The sequence below is a fragment of the Streptomyces mauvecolor genome (assembly GCF_039532965.1).
Lineage (GTDB): Bacteria > Actinomycetota > Actinomycetes > Streptomycetales > Streptomycetaceae > Streptomyces > Streptomyces violascens.
This window is the reverse complement of the sequence record NZ_BAAASQ010000009.1, coordinates 414284-428284: the sequence shown is the minus strand read 5'-3', so window position 1 is coordinate 428284 and position 14001 is coordinate 414284. Positions and strand designations below refer to the sequence as shown.

Below are 14001 nucleotides of genomic sequence, written 5' to 3'. Positions count from 1 at the left end.
CCCTGATGGGTGGTCAGATGAGCTGGTAGCCGCGCAGATCGGTCAGCAGGAGATAGGTGTTCTGCAGGGACCCGGAGGTGTCGCCCAGGGATCGGTAGATGCCCCACTTCGGGCGGACCCGGTCCGCGAGGAAGGTGTCGACGCCGGTCGCCGACTTGTCGATGACGGTGGTGCCGCCGCTCTTGAGGATCCAGCGCACCGAGCCCGCGGTCTTGTCACCGACCTTGATCTGGAAGTCGACGTCGGTCCACTTGTCGTGGAGTGGGTCGAGGGCGGTGCGGCCTATGAGGGTCCCGCTGACGGGGAGTTGGAGCTCGATGGTCTGCATCCCGTTCACCCGGCGCAGCGACTGCACGACGATCGGCGAGGTGCCGTTGCCGGGCTGCTTCATCTGCATGATGTGGGTGAAGGTGGTGGTGGCCTTCAGAGAGCTCGGGATGAACATGGAGTACGTGAGTCGCCAGGTCTGGCCGGGCAGCCACTTCAGGTACGAGCCGCCGTTGCGGAGCCCGGTGACCTCCTGGCGCTGCCGGTCGTTCATGGTGTCCCGGTCGACGGTGTGCATGGTGAAGCGGAAGTTGTTGCCCTCGGGGAGGATGTGGGGGTGGCCGGCCGGGTGTGAGTTCGCCCGGTCGTCCTCGATCGTCTCGAAGGCCTTGAGCCCGTCGGCGGCCGCCGACGGCGCCCACTTCTGCTGCCATTTCTGCTGCGGGGGCGCGGCATGTGCGCCCGCGCCGGGCAATCCGGACGCCGCGGCGCCGCCCAGCGCGGCCGTGAGCAGGGTCCTGCGGGTGGGAGTCATCGGTGAGTCACCTCGGCCTGAGCTGTTCGTTCATGATCAGGAAGGCGCCCAGGCCGTGGAAGTCGTTGGTGGCCCGGGTGCGCCCGACGTAGTAGGAGTAGTCGCCGACGTTGGTGCCGATGGAGATGTCGGTGAGGTTGGTCCGGCCGTCCGAGCCCAGCGAGATCTTGGCGAGCACACCTTGGTAGCCGCGTTGGGCTACGGCCTCGAAGTGCGGGTCGATGTAGCCCTGCTGGACGGATCGGTCGAGGGCGTAGGTGAACATGCTGGAGCACGAGGTCTCGGTCCAGTTGTCGGACTTGGCCCCCTTGTCGACGACCTGGAACCAGCGACCGGTCTTCGGGTCCTGGTAGTGCTCAAGACCGCTTGCCAAGTTCCGCAGGTAGGTGAGGAGTTGGGCTCGGCGCGGGTGGCCGGCGGGGATGGCGTCCAGGACGTTGACGACAGCCATCGAGTACCAGCCGATGGCCCGGCACCAGTGTTCGGGGGCCAGCCCGGTGGTGGGGTCGGCCCAGCTCTGGGTGCGTGACTCGTCGTACGCGTGCTTGAGCAGTCCGTTGGCCACCTGCAAGTGGCTGCCATAGACGGCCAGTTGTCTGGCGGCCTCGTCGTTGGTGTGAGCGGAGTCGTTGAACTCCTTGCCGTACTCGACGAGGAACGGGTTGACCATGTAGACACCGTCCGCCCAGAGTTGATGGGCCCGGCTGCTGGAGTCGGCGTGCCAGAATCCGCCGTCGGACGTGCGCGGATAGGTGTTCAGCCGGTTGCGGATCTTCTGTGCGGCGATCCGGTAGCGGTCCTGCCCGGTCTCGTGGTGCAGGACGACCAGGAGCCGTCCGGCCTGCATGCTGTCGAGGCTGTTGAAGCTCTGATTGATGCTGCCCAAGCTGTCGACGAACCGGTCGACGTAGCTCTTGATGAAGGACAGCAACGTGGCGTCGTGGGTGCGCTGGTACACCTCGTACTGGCCGTAGAGATACAGGCCGACCGGGTACGACCAGCCGCCGATGGATGTCGGGGTGAAGCGGGCCAGCGTCGATTGGGTCATGGCGGCCGACCAGTCGGTGGCCTTGGCGTCCCGGGGCTGCGATGCGGTCGCGGGAGCGGTGGCCCCGAGGGTGAGACCGGCGACGGTGAGGAGTGCGGCGAGCAGGGTGACTGGGCGCTTGCGGGGGCGGCGGTTTCGGGTGCTGTGCAGCGGACGGACCGGAGATCTGGTCATGGTCACCTCAATTTCCTCAGGGGGAGGTGCGGGCGCCGGTACGGGGGGCGGGCTCGTGTTCAGACTCGGCCGCCGCGGCCGGCGGCCGTGCGGAAGGACCGGGGTACGGCTGGGCTCGGCGCGCCGAGAGCGCCCTCGGAGACAATGCCGCGCAGGAGTGGGTGGTCGGGGGCGAGTCGGCAGGCCGGGTCGGTGCGGGCCGCGTCGCCGGTGAGGGCGTACGCCTGGCAGCGGCAGCCCCCGAAGTCGATGTCGCGGCGTTCGCAGGAGCGGCAGGGGTCGGCCATCCAGCCGGTGCCGCGATAGGCGTTGAAGGCGGGCGAATCCCGCCAGATCCACTCCAGAGAACGCTCTCGCACGGTGAGCGGATCGAGCCCGGGCAGCGCGGCGGCCGCCGGGCACGGCAGTACGGTGCCGTCCGGGGCGACGGTCAGCGAGACCGCGCCCCAGCCGCCCATACAGGGCTTCGCCGTGCCGTCGAAGTAGTCGGGCACCACCCACACGAGTTCGGTACGCCCGCCGAGCCTCGTCCTCCACGCCTCGACGGACTCCCGCGCGCACTCCAACTGACCTATGGACGGCAGGAGTTGATTGCGATTGAGCAGAGCCCATCCGTAGAACTGGGCGTTGGCGAGCTCGATGCGGTCGGCTCCCCAGTCGAGGCCCAGCCCGACGATCGCATCCAGCGCGTCGAGGTTGTCGCGGTGCAGGACGACATTGAGGCCCAGCGGCAGCCCCGCCTCCCGGACGACGGCGGCGGCCCGCGCCTTGTCGGCGAAGGAGCGGCGCCGCCCGGCGATCCGGTCCGACGCCTGCGCGTCGGAATGCTGCACGGACAGCTGTACGGAACGCAGCCCGGCGTCGGTGAGTGCGCCGAGGCGGGCCGCGTCCAGGCCGATGCCGCTGGTGACGAGCTGGGTGTGAATGCCGGCCGCGTCGGCAGCCGCGACGATCTGCGGCAGGTCGGGCCTCAGCAGCGGTTCGCCGCCCGAGATGTGGGTCTGGACGACCCCCAACCTTCCTGCCTGGCCCATCACTTGGCACCAGGTCTCCGTATCGAGCTCACGGTTGCGGCGGACCAGTTCCACCGGGTTGGAGCAGTAGGCACAGTGCAGCGGGCAGCCGTGGGTCAGCTCGGCGAGCAGCGCCCAGGGTGGTTCGACGGGAGTCATCGCAGCCAGCCCTCCTCACGCAACCTGCCGAGGAACAACGGGACTTCGGCGGCGACGGGCGCCTCCGGATGGCGCGCGGCCAGCTCCTCGACGATCCCCCGCACATCGCGCTCACCGTCGCAGAGCCGCACGATGCCGCCCGCCGGGCCGTGCAGCACCACCACCCGCTCGGGCAGCACGAGCAGATCGGCTCCCCGCACCCGGTCGTGCCGCAGCAGCACATGACGGGCGAGCGCGGGCCGCCAGGCGGGGTCGGGCGTGGGTGCCGAGGCGGCCTGCGGGTGGGAACCCGGGGTGCGGGTGACGGTCATCCGACGCCCCCCGCTCCCCCGCACCCACCCAGCTCGACCGCGTCGAGCAGTGACCACAGGACGTCGCACTTGAAGGCGAGGGCGGCCACACAGCGTTCTTGCTCCGCCCGGGTGCGGGTCCAGCCGCTGATCAGGAGCAGGGCTTCGGCGCTGTCGCGGCCGCCCTGTTCCATACGGGTGCGGAAGTACTCCAGACCGGCGGGCTCGATCCAGTCGTAGTGGTCCCGGAAGGCGTCGATGCGGGTGCGCATGATGCCGGGCGCGGAGAGTTCCGTGAGGGAGGCGGCGACCGCGTCCAGGGCCGGGTTGAGCCGGCAGAAGTTGACGTAGCCGTCGACGGCCAGGCGGACTCCGGGCAGGACCTCGGCGCCGGACCACATGCGTTCGCGGGTGATTCCGGCGGCCTCGCCGAGCCGGAGCCAGCGTTCGATGCCGCCCGTGCCGTGGGTCGGTCCGTCGTGGTCCTGGATGCGGCGCAGCCACATCCTGCGCAGGTGCGGCTCGTCGAACTTGGCGAGGATGTGGGCATCCTTGACGGGGATGTTCCGCTGGTAGTGGAAGCGGTTCAGGATCCAGCGCCGCAGTTCCTCGCGGTCGAGCTCGCCCTTGTGCATGCGGATGTTGAAGGGGTGCCGGTCGTGGTAGCGCTGCTCGACCACGGCACGCAGCTCTCGCTCGAACTCACCGTCGGTCCACGGGAGTTGGGAGTCACTCACAGTTCGATCACCATCCGCTCCGCGGCGACTTCCAGGCCGCGTTCGGCGAGCCGTGCGTGCTGGGCGGCCGCGGGGTCGTTGAGGGGGTTGGTGTTGTTGAGGTGGGTGTAGAGGCAGCGGCCGGGGAGTGCGCCGAGGCGGCGGGAGGTGCCGTGCGGCCCGGCGATGGGCAGATGGCCCATCGCGGTCGCCGTACGGGTCGAGATCCCGCCGCGTACGGGCTCGTCGTCGTCCCAGAACGTGCCGTCGACGATGACGACGTCGGCGCTCCGCACCGCTTCGTCGAGCGCGTCGGACCAGGTGGCGATCGCGGGGGCATAGACGGCCGTGGCGCCGGTGGCCGGTTCGTACAGGCGGAGCGCGACCGACCAGGCGGGGTCGCCGGGTCCGGGACCGGCCGCGTATCGGGGTCGTTTGGCGGAGACGGGGATGGCGCTGACCTGGATGGGGCCGGGGGTCGAGAGCGCGTTCAGCCGGTCGTCCAGCCCACCACGCCCCACAGCCCCAGCCGTCGACAGCGCTTCCGGTTTCTCGCTCAGTTCGCGCCACTCGATGGCCGTGTAGGGGCTGAGCACATCCCCCAGCCGCAGCCGGTCGAGGAGTGCGTCACGTACGGGTGCGGTGGCCCGGACCACGAGGCCGTCCGCCTCGCGGAGCCGGGCGATGCCGAGGGTGTGGTCGAGTTCGGCGTCCGTGAGGATCACTCCGGCGACCGGGGTCTCGCGCGATCCCGGGCCGGGCAGCAGGGCGGGAGCGGATTCGATCTGGTCGGCGATGTCGGGACCGGCGTTGACGACGTGCCAGCGGGATCCGGGGCCGCCCGACCTCACAGCGAGGGAGGCGTGCCGGCGGCGGCGCCCCGGGTGGGCGCGTGCCCCGGCACAGCCGGGACACGCGCAGTTCCACTGCGGGACTCCGCCACCCGCCGCGGTGCCGAGCACCTGCAGCAGCATGACGCGGCGCCTACCGGTCGGCGTGGAAGTAGCCGGTGACTTCGAGCGCGGTCTCGACGACCGTGTACTCGGGGGTCTCCCAGGCCACGACGGGCGCCGTTTCCTCCGATGTTTCCCGCGTGTCCTTCATGGGGCGTACCTGCCTTCCTGAGAGGTGGGGTTCAGGAGTGAACGGTGTGTGGCGCACGCATGAGCAGTTGGCTGAGCCGGGCCGACACGTTGTTCACATGAGTGTCTGCCGTTCAGTTATGTGCCATAGCGTCGCGTCTTGTCGGGGCATGGTCAATGGTTCGGACCGAGAAGGTCGGAGCTGTATCGGCCATTCATCGTGAGCCGCGCATCCCGCGTTCCTGAACGGTGAGTCAGGAACGGTACTGAACCGCAGGTCAGGTGCGATCGAGTGGGCGCGTTGGGAATGCGTTGCTCCGCTCGTTCGTTGACCATGGGAGTACCAACCGACGACGTAAGGATCGACCGCTCGTGAGCAAGGTCCCCTCCATCACCCTCAACAACGGCGTCGAGATGCCGCAGCTCGGTTTCGGTGTCTGGCAGGTGCCGGACGACGAGGCCACGAAGGCGGTCGCCACCGCCATCGAGTCCGGGTACCGGAGCATCGACACCGCCGCGATCTACGACAACGAGCGGGGCACCGGCAAGGCCGTCGCGGCCTCGGGGGTCGCCCGCGAAGACCTCTTCGTCACGACGAAGCTGTGGAACTCGGAGCAGGGGTACGACTCGACCCTGCGGGCGTTCGACGCCTCGCTGGACAAGCTGGGCCTGGACTACGTCGACCTGTACCTGATCCACTGGCCGGTGCCGGCGAAGGACGCCTACGTCGACACGTACGCGGCCTTCGAGAAGATCTACGCGGACGGCCGGGCCAAGGCGATCGGCGTCTCCAACTTCCAGCCGGTGCACCTGGAGCGGCTGCTCGGCGAGACCTCGGTGGTCCCGGCCGTCAACCAGATCGAGCTGCACCCGCAGCTCGCCCAGGCCGAGGCGCGCGCGCTGCACGCCAAGCACTCCATCGCGACCGAGGCCTGGTCGCCGCTCGGTTCGGGCCGGGGGCTCCTCGAAGTTCCGACCGTGGTCGCGATCGCGCAGAAGCACGGCCGCACCGCGGCCCAGGTGGTGCTGCGCTGGCACCTCCAGATCGGCAACGTCGTGATCCCGAAGTCCGTGACGCCGTCGCGGATCAAGGAGAACATCGACGTCTTCGACTTCGAGCTCGACGCGGACGACCTGGCCGCGCTCGCCGCACTGGACGAGGGCAAGCGCCTGGGGCCGAACCCGGCGGAGTTCAACCTCGGCGCCTGATCACACACGCTGACCAGCGCCTGAGGAAAGGGGCGCCGTCCGACCCGGTCGGACGGCGCCCCTTTTGTCGCTTATTGACTTTGGTTGGTCAGGGACCAACCAAGAATGTTCATTCAAGTGCACCACCCAGGCAAAGCGTTCGGCATCAAGCGACAAATCCTCTTGTCCTGCCCATGACCTTCCCGATGGGATCGCGAAGACCGCCCCGCGCGGCTTCACCCCACTCAGGGAGCATTCATGCGCATAGCCCGCCCCCGGACTCGTACCGCAGCAGCGACAGTCGGGGCCACCGCCCTTGCCGCCGCCGCGGTGATAGCCACCCCGCTGTCCGGGTCCGCCACCGCCGCACCTGCCGTCCCGCAGGTAAAGCCCGTCCCGGCCATCACCGGGCAGCACCTCGCCCACTCGACCAGCGGCCCGCTCAGCACCGAGCAGTGCCAGGCCAAGTGGAAGATCGCCTGCTACGGACCGCTGCAGTACCGCCAGGCGTACAACCTGAACCCGCTCTACAAGGCGGGCATCACCGGCAAGGGCCGCACGATCGTGATCGTGGACTCCTTCGGCTCGCCGACGATCCAGCACGACCTGGACGTGTACAGCAAGCAGTACGGCATTCCCAGCAGCAAGGTCGACGTGGTCAAGTGGGGCAACGTTCCCAAGTGGGACCCCAAGAACAAGGACATGACCGGCTGGGCCGGTGAGTCCACGCTCGACGTCGAGATGGCCCACGCCGTCGCGCCGGACGCGAAGATCATCCTGGTCGAGACCGCGGTCGCCGAGACCGAGGGCGTCACCGGCCTGCCCGAGATGATGGACGCCGAGAAGCACCTCATCGACCACGGCATCGGCGATGTCATCACCCAGAGCTTCGGCGCCACGGAGAACACGTTCCCGGGCTTCGACAAGGGCGACTTCTCCAGCATCAAGAACCTGCGGTACGCGTTCAAGGACGCGGCTGCCCACGGGGTGACCGTGCTCGCCTCGTCCGGTGACGGCGGCGCCACCGACAACACCGCGGACGGCAGCGGCTACTACAAGGAGCGCGTCAACTCCTGGCCCTCGTCCGACCCGCTGGTCACGTCGATCGGCGGCACCCAGCTGCACCTCGACGACAAGGGCAACCGCCTCAGCCCCGAGAGCGTGTACAACGACAACGGCTCGGGCGGCGGCGGTCAGTCGCACGTCTTCGAGCGCCCGTCCTTCCAGAACGGCGTGCGCGGCATCGTCGGCAACCGCCGCGGCACCCCGGACATCTCGATGGCCGCCGCGGTCAATGGCGGGGCCTGGGTGTACTCCAGCTACGACCCGACCGCCGTGGGGTGGGACGTGTCCGGCGGTACGAGCGAGGCGAGCCCCCTGTTCTCCGGCATCGTCGCCCTCGCCGACCAGGCCGCAGGCCACCGCCTCGGCAACATCAACGACGCGCTGTACTCGCTGTACAAGCACCAGGGCTACAAGCCGAGCTCCGGCCTCGTCGACGTCAACGACGGCACGAACAACAGCTACCAGGGCGTCACCGGCTACACCGCGGTGAACGGCTACGACATGGCGACCGGCGTCGGCACCATCGACGCGGCCCACTTCGTGACCGCGCTGGCCCGCGAGAGCCGCCACCACTGACGGCACCGCACCATCGCGTGACCATGCCGCCGCCCGATTCCTCCGGGCGGCGGCGTTGTCATGACCGTATCCTTCGAGATCATGAACGACACCCAGAACCCCGCCCTGCCCGAAGGCCGCTACCTCGTACGCAACGTGGCCAGCGGGCTGCTCCTGGAGGTGTACGGGGGCGCCAGGGGCAGCGGGGCCAATGTGCAGCAGGGCAAGGAGAGCGGTTCCACGGCGCAGCAGTGGCACATCTCCCCCGTGCACAGCGGCGGCGGGCTCTACCATCTGGTGAACGTCAACAGCGGCAAGCGGCTCGACGTCGCCAACGCCTCCACCGAGAACGGCGCCAACGTCCAGCAGTGGAAGGCCAACAACTTCGGGGCCCAGGAGTGGCTCGTGGAACGGCACTTGGACGTGCCCGGACGGGTCACCCTGGTCAGTTACATCAGCGGTCTGCTCCTGGAAGTCGCCGACGGTTCGGCCGAGGACGGTGCGAACGTGCAGCAGTGGGAGGACACCGACTCCCCTGGGCAGTGGTGGGAGTTGGAGCCGGTAGTCGGGTGAGCGGTTCAAGGAGGGGTACGAAGGTGAACCGGAGGAATGGGCCGGACCGGCGGGCCGTGCTGCTGGGCCTGGCGCTGGCCGCGCCGGTCGTGGCGGCGGGCTGCGGCTCGGGCCACGGCAAGAAGTCCGCGTCGAAGGGTTCCGCCCCGACGGGCCCCGCCCCGTCCGACCCCGGGCGTGACACCACGATCATGATCATCAGGCATGGCGAGAAGCCGGACTCCGGTGATCCCGGGTTCGACGAAGCCGGCAAGCAGGACAAGAAGTCGCTGACCGAGCGCGGCTGGGAGCGCTCTCACGCGCTGCCCCGGCTCTTCGTCCCCAACGGCGCTGCTTCCCCTGCCAGTTCCGGCTCGGCGCCGCTCCCCCGCCCCGCCACCATCTACGCCGCCGCGGACCAGGGGCCGGACGCCGGCGCCCATCGGATGCGGCAGACGGTGACGCCGCTCGCCGAGGCTCTCCATGTGCGGGTGAACACCGAGTTCGCCGAGGGCAGGGAAGAAGAGCTGGCCGCCGCCGCTCTCGCGGCGACGGCCCCGGTGCTCATCTGCTGGGAGCACTCCAGGATCCCGCCGATCGTCGAAGCGCTGGGCGCTTCCCGGGCCGGCGGAGTCCCTCGGGAGTGGCCCGACCGCTTCGACCTGGTGTGGGTCCTCACGCGCCGGGCCGGCACCTGGACGTTCCGGTCGGTGCCCCAGCACCTGCTGACGGGCGACGCCTGAGTCCCTGCCCGGCCGGAACGCACGCGCAGGTGGTGCCTCAGCCGATCTGCGCCCCGTACGCCTGGAGCGCTTCCGGTACGGGCTGGAAGAAGGTCTCGCCGCCCGAGGAGCAGTCGCCGCTGCCGCCGGAGGTGAGGCCGAGCGCCGTGCTGCCGTCGAAGAGGGAGCCGCCGCTGTCGCCGGGCTCGGCGCAGACGGTGGTGTCGATCAGGCCGTCGACCTGGCCCTCCTCGTACGTCACGGTGGCGTTCAGGCCGGTGACCTGGCCGCCCTGGACGCCGGTGGTGGAGCCGCTGCGCTGGACCTGCTCGCCGACGGTGGCCTCGCGGGCGCCGCTGATCGGCTGGGAGGAACCGTTGTACAGGTCGACCGCGCTCGGGTGGTCGATGTCGCTGGTGTAGCGGACGAGCGCGTAGTCGTGGCCGGGGAACGTGGAGGCCTCGGTGACCGCGATCTGCGACCCGCCCTGCTGGTCCGACCAGCTGGAGACCGCGTTGCCGCAGTGCCCGGCGGTCAGGAAGTACGGCTGCCCGCCGACCGTGACGTTGAAGCCGAGCGAGCAGCGGGCGTTGCTGCCCCAGATCGCGTCGCCGCCCGCGATGAGCGGCTGGAAGCGTCCGGCCGTTCTCTTGAGGGTGACCGTGTCGCCGAGGCCTTGGACCACCTTGTTGAGCTGAGCGAGGCGGTCACCGGTGACAGTGCGGTCGGCCTTGACGACCATCGTGTTGCTGACCGGGTCCATCGACCAGGAGGTGCCCGGTATCGACGCCTTGGCCTTCAACTCCTGCCGGGATGCGTTGAGTTGGCTCAGGGAATGCTTGACGGTACGGGCCTCGGCGCCTGCCGTGCGGACGCTGTCGGCGGTCGCGGCGTCGAGCACGTTCACGACGAGCCTCTTGCTCTGGGCGTCGTAGTACGAGCCTGCCGTGCGGCCCGCGAGAGTGGTGTCGATCCGGTGTGCCAGCTGCCCCGCCGATGCGGCGGACTGCGGGGCGGCGGTCGGTGCGGGGGCTGCGTCGGCGCTCTGCATCGTCAGGGTCGCGCCGAGCGCCAGGGCTCCCGCCGCGGCGGTGGCCGCACGTCGGCCTGACATCCATCGCTGCTTCAACTCGAAACCTCCTGTGGGGGGTTGAGCCCGGCCACGGGTGTTCGCCGGGCCCGTCGGGCGCGATGACCAGGACGCGACGACCGGGATCCCGGCATGCGCCGGCGTCCGTGCCAACTCGCCGCGTCGAGTATCCGTACCCTCAGCGATGCACAGCAAGCAACGAACTCACTTGCTACGTAAGGGAGTTGGGGGCATTTGAGAGCGAGCAGGGGTGGTACGCGGAGGAATGCGAGCCGGTCGTGAAGGAACCGGATCGGTTCGTAAGAGGGTTGAGGCGGGACGGGACCGATGAGGCAGCGGATGGATCATTCCTGCCGCATGTCCCGGTAGCCGGCCAGGATGAAGTCCACGGTGCGGTCGAAGCGTTCGGCGAAGTCGAGACCTGCGCGGGTGGCCGTCACCTCGGCGAGCAGGGGAAAGCGCGCCGGGTCCGGGGCCACGTCGTCCAGATCGGGGGCATCCGCACGCTCCCCCGGGGTGCGGCCGGCCTCGGCGAGGGTGTGGCCGACGGTGAACGCGGCGAGGGCGTTGATGACGTCCATCGCGCGGCCGAGCCCGAGCCCCGCGCCCGTCAGGGCGGTGAGCCACTCCTCCATCAGGTCCAGATCGTCGGCGGAGCTCAGCGGGCGGGTGGCGATGAGCGGAAGCACACCCGGGTGACGCAGGAGTTCGGCCCGCAGCCGGGAGGCGAAGGCGCGGGCCCACGCGGTCCAGTCGCCGGCGGCCCCGGGTGAATCCACGGCGTCCTGCGGCAGCCCGGCGGCGGCCCGGTGCACCACACGGCCGACCAGACTGTCGAGCAACTCCCCCTTGTTTCCCACATGATGATAGAGCGTCATAGCCTCCACGCCGAGTTCGGTGCCGAGCTTGCGCATGGTGAGCGCGGCGACGCCTTCGCGGTCGACGAAGTCCAGCGCCGCGTCCAGCACCTTGTCGCGGCTGAGTCCCGCCTTGGGCCGCGCACGCCGGTCCGCCATCAGATTCTCCTGTTCGAGCCGCTTGACGATTCTTACGCCGTAAGGGCACTCTATCTCCAGCACGAAACTTACAACGTAAGAATCGAGCGTTGTCCAACCGCCGCCCGGCCGCTCCACCCCCGCCGCACGGCCCAACCACGCCACCCCTACCGGAGGTTCACCATGCTGATCGGCACTTCGCTGCGCCGCCTCAACGACGGAGTCGACTACGCCGCCTTCCGCAAGGCCTGGCTGCCCGACGAGACCTTCCCCGGCGACCCTCGGCGCGTGCTGAGCGCGCTCAGCCTCGACGACCCGCAGGAGATCCTGACCTGTGCCCTGATCGACGCCGGCCCGGCGGACATCCCCTCATGGATGGAGCGCATCGCCGCGAGCGAACAGCGCCGGATGGACCGGCTCGCCGGCCTGGTCGGCCCTTCGCTCGGCGGAGGGGTGTTCCAGGTGGTCGGCGACGACGACCTCTCGCAGATCGTCCGGGCGTGAGAGCGCTCTCACGCCTGCACCCCGGGCGGTACTCGCGAACCGCCGCGAGACAGGCCGGACGTTCAGCCGGTTGTGCCCAGAGCCCGGTGCTCCTGGGGGCTGATGCCGCGGACGCGCTTGAAGGCGGCGCTCAGTGCGAACGCCCCGCCGTAGCCGACCTGGCGGGCGATGGCCTCGATGGTGGCGTCCGACTCGCGCAGGCGGTCGGCGGCCAGAGCCAGGCGCCAGCCGGTCAGGTACGCCATCGGCGGCTCCCCCACCAACTCGGTGAAGCGGCGCGCGAATCCCGCTCGGGAGACCCCGCACTTCGCGGCGAGCGACGCCACCGTCCAGGGATGCGCGGGGCTGTTCTGCAGCAGCCGCAGCCCGGGGCCGACCACCGGATCACCCATCGCCCGGTACCAGGCGGGCGCGTCCGCGCCGGGGCGCGAGAACCACGAGCGCAGCACCGCGATGAGCAGCAGATCGAGCAGCCGGTCCAGGACGACGCTCTGGCCGGGCTCGTCGCGGGAGATCTCGTCGTCGAGCAGCGGCATGAGCGAGCAGTTCCACTCCCGCGCGGTCAGGAGCAGCACCGGCGGCAGTGCGTCGAGCAGCCGTCCGCTGATCTCGCCCTCCATCAGATAGGTGCCCACCAGCATGGTGGCCGAGCCGTCGGGGGCGTTGCCCCAGGTGCGTACGCCGAGGTCCATGAAGTCGGAGAGCGGTTCTCCGCGCAGGGTGGTGCAGGTCTCGCCGGGGCCGATCAGGGCGAACGGCGCGAGCTCCGGTGCGTGCGTGACGGTGTACGGGTCGGGGCCGCGCACGACGACGATGTCGCCGGGGGCGATGTGCACGGCCTCGCCGTGGTCGGGCACGATCCAGGCCTCGCCCGCCGTCATCGACATCAGGCAGATCGGCGCGCGGTCCTCGATCCGTACGGACCACGGGGGTTCCATCACCATGCGCAGCAGAAAGGCCCCTCTGGCCCGCGGTCCGTCGAGCAGTCCGGCGAGTGCGTCCATCGGGCCAGCGTAGAACGCGGCGGGCGGCACGAGGCGTAGACGAACGCGTATGGGGACTGGCCCCTGGCGCATGGAGAGTCCAGGGTCGTCCGGCGACGCTGGACGCATGACGAACACGACGCAAGACGCGCAGCGGACAGGCCAGTTGACGCAGCAAACGGTCCTGGTGACCAGCGGCACGGGCAAGACGGGGCACCGGGTGGTCGAGCGGCTGACCGCTCGCGGGGTGCCGGTCCGGTCGGGGTCGCGGACCGGTGAGGTCCGCTTCGACTGGGCGGACGACTCCACATGGGGCGCCGCACTATGTGGCGCGTACGCCGCGTATGTGGCCTACTACCCCGACCTCGCGGCGCCGGGCGCGGTGGACGCGATGCGCCGGTTCGGCCGGCTCGCGGCGGCGAACGGGGTGCGCCGGGTCGTGCTGCTCTCGGGCCGGGGCGAGCCGGAGGCGGCCCGCGCCGAGAGCGCTCTCCGTGAGGCGTGCCCGGACCTCACCGTGCTCCGTGCCGCGTTCTTCGCGCAGAACTTCAGCGAGGGCGCGATGGTCGAAGGCGTGCTGGCGGGAACGGTGGCCTTCCCGGCCGGAGACACCGCCGAACCGTGGGTCGACGCCGACGACCTGGCGGATGTCGTGGTCGCCGCACTCACCGAGGACGGCCACGCCGGACAGACGTACGAGCTGACGGGCCCGCGCCTGCTCACCTTCGCGGAGGTCACCGCCCAGCTCTCGCGCGCGACCGGCCGCGAGATCCGCTATGCGCCGGTGTCGGGCGCCGAGTACGCGGAGTTGCTCACCCAGTACGGCCTGCCCGGGCCGGACGCCGAGTGGCTGGCCGGGCTGTTCGGCATGCTGCTCGACGGCCACAACGCCTCCACGACGGACGGTGTGAAGCGCGTTCTGGGCCGCGAGCCCCGCGACTTCGCCGACTTCGCGCGTCGGGCGGCAGCGGCGGGCGACTGGCACGTATGACCCGGCCGGGTTCGGCGCCGGCGGGGCGGACGGGGGTCGGCCCACCCGCGCCGAGCTGCCGGTTCCGTCAAA

The 14001-nt window shown here is 70.1% G+C and carries 16 protein-coding genes; 6 read left to right on the top strand and 10 right to left on the bottom strand.

Annotated features, from left to right (window positions below; genetic code table 11):
• Positions 1-13 precede the first annotated feature (13 nt).
• Genes ABD346_RS14510 through pqqA form a run of 7 tightly spaced genes read right to left on the bottom strand, consistent with a single transcriptional unit; the run spans position 14 to position 5306 of the window.
• Entirely contained in the window at positions 14-802 is a 789-nt protein-coding gene (locus tag ABD346_RS14510; RefSeq protein WP_344375040.1) for a Tat pathway signal sequence domain protein, read from the bottom strand.
• A 7-nt stretch (positions 803-809) separates the two neighbouring features.
• Positions 810-2024, bottom strand: a complete 1215-nt coding sequence (locus ABD346_RS14505) for a glycoside hydrolase family 88/105 protein (RefSeq protein ID WP_344375039.1) — start codon at positions 2022-2024, stop codon at positions 810-812.
• Positions 2025-2083: 59 nt separating this feature from the next.
• Positions 2084-3196, bottom strand: a complete 1113-nt coding sequence (gene pqqE, locus ABD346_RS14500; protein ID WP_344375038.1) for a pyrroloquinoline quinone biosynthesis protein PqqE — start codon at positions 3194-3196, stop codon at positions 2084-2086.
• Positions 3193-3507: a pyrroloquinoline quinone biosynthesis peptide chaperone PqqD gene (gene pqqD, locus ABD346_RS14495; RefSeq protein ID WP_344375036.1), complete on the bottom strand. Its 315-nt coding sequence runs from the start codon at positions 3505-3507 to the stop codon at positions 3193-3195. Before pqqD ends, pqqE begins: the two co-directional genes overlap by 4 nt.
• The gene (gene pqqC / locus ABD346_RS14490; protein ID WP_344375035.1) at positions 3504-4223 is read right to left on the bottom strand and encodes a pyrroloquinoline-quinone synthase PqqC; all 720 of its coding nucleotides are present in this window, start codon (positions 4221-4223) and stop codon (positions 3504-3506) included. The genes pqqD and pqqC overlap by 4 nt, the downstream gene beginning before the upstream one ends.
• Complete coding sequence (pqqB, locus tag ABD346_RS14485) at positions 4220-5176, bottom strand: pyrroloquinoline quinone biosynthesis protein PqqB (RefSeq protein ID WP_344375034.1); 957 nt, start codon at positions 5174-5176, stop codon at positions 4220-4222. The genes pqqC and pqqB overlap by 4 nt, the downstream gene beginning before the upstream one ends.
• A 10-nt stretch (positions 5177-5186) precedes the next feature.
• Positions 5187-5306, bottom strand: coding sequence for a pyrroloquinoline quinone precursor peptide PqqA (gene pqqA, locus ABD346_RS14480; protein ID WP_344375032.1), 120 nt, complete (start codon positions 5304-5306; stop codon positions 5187-5189).
• Positions 5307-5656: 350 nt separating this feature from the next.
• On the opposite strand from pqqA, the gene ABD346_RS14475 reads away from it, so the two are divergent.
• The 4 genes from ABD346_RS14475 to ABD346_RS14460 all read left to right on the top strand — a co-directional run bounded on the left by ABD346_RS14475 (position 5657) and on the right by ABD346_RS14460 (position 9387).
• Positions 5657-6493: an aldo/keto reductase gene (locus ABD346_RS14475; RefSeq protein ID WP_344375031.1), complete on the top strand. Its 837-nt coding sequence runs from the start codon at positions 5657-5659 to the stop codon at positions 6491-6493.
• Positions 6494-6730: 237 nt separating this feature from the next.
• Entirely contained in the window at positions 6731-8113 is a 1383-nt protein-coding gene (locus tag ABD346_RS14470; RefSeq protein ID WP_344375029.1) for a S53 family peptidase, read from the top strand.
• An 81-nt stretch (positions 8114-8194) separates the two neighbouring features.
• A complete protein-coding gene (locus ABD346_RS14465; RefSeq protein ID WP_344375028.1) occupies positions 8195-8665 on the top strand; it encodes an RICIN domain-containing protein in 471 nt (156 codons plus the stop codon).
• Positions 8666-8688: 23 nt separating this feature from the next.
• Complete coding sequence (locus tag ABD346_RS14460; RefSeq protein WP_344375026.1) at positions 8689-9387, top strand: hypothetical protein; 699 nt, start codon at positions 8689-8691, stop codon at positions 9385-9387.
• 37 nt (positions 9388-9424) lie between these two features.
• Here the strand turns inward: ABD346_RS14460 and ABD346_RS14455 are convergent, their stop codons facing one another.
• Positions 9425-10495 carry a S1 family peptidase gene (locus ABD346_RS14455; protein ID WP_450319450.1) on the bottom strand — a complete coding sequence of 357 codons (1071 nt, stop codon included), beginning with the start codon at positions 10493-10495 and terminating at the stop codon, positions 9425-9427.
• A gap of 305 nt (positions 10496-10800) precedes the next feature.
• Positions 10801-11472 carry a TetR/AcrR family transcriptional regulator C-terminal domain-containing protein gene (locus tag ABD346_RS14450; protein ID WP_344375023.1) on the bottom strand — a complete coding sequence of 224 codons (672 nt, stop codon included), beginning with the start codon at positions 11470-11472 and terminating at the stop codon, positions 10801-10803.
• A gap of 162 nt (positions 11473-11634) precedes the next feature.
• Between ABD346_RS14450 and ABD346_RS14445 the strand changes: the two genes are divergently transcribed.
• On the top strand, positions 11635-11955 hold the full coding sequence (locus ABD346_RS14445) for a hypothetical protein (protein ID WP_344375022.1): 321 nt from the start codon (positions 11635-11637) through the stop codon (positions 11953-11955).
• A 62-nt stretch (positions 11956-12017) separates the two neighbouring features.
• Here ABD346_RS14445 and ABD346_RS14440 read toward each other — a convergent pair whose 3' ends face one another.
• Positions 12018-12959: an AraC family transcriptional regulator gene (locus tag ABD346_RS14440; RefSeq protein WP_344375020.1), complete on the bottom strand. Its 942-nt coding sequence runs from the start codon at positions 12957-12959 to the stop codon at positions 12018-12020.
• Between the two features lie 106 nt (positions 12960-13065).
• Between ABD346_RS14440 and ABD346_RS14435 the strand changes: the two genes are divergently transcribed.
• On the top strand, positions 13066-13929 hold the full coding sequence (locus tag ABD346_RS14435) for a Rossmann-fold NAD(P)-binding domain-containing protein (protein WP_344375019.1): 864 nt from the start codon (positions 13066-13068) through the stop codon (positions 13927-13929).
• The last annotated feature ends 72 nt before the right edge of the window (positions 13930-14001 follow it).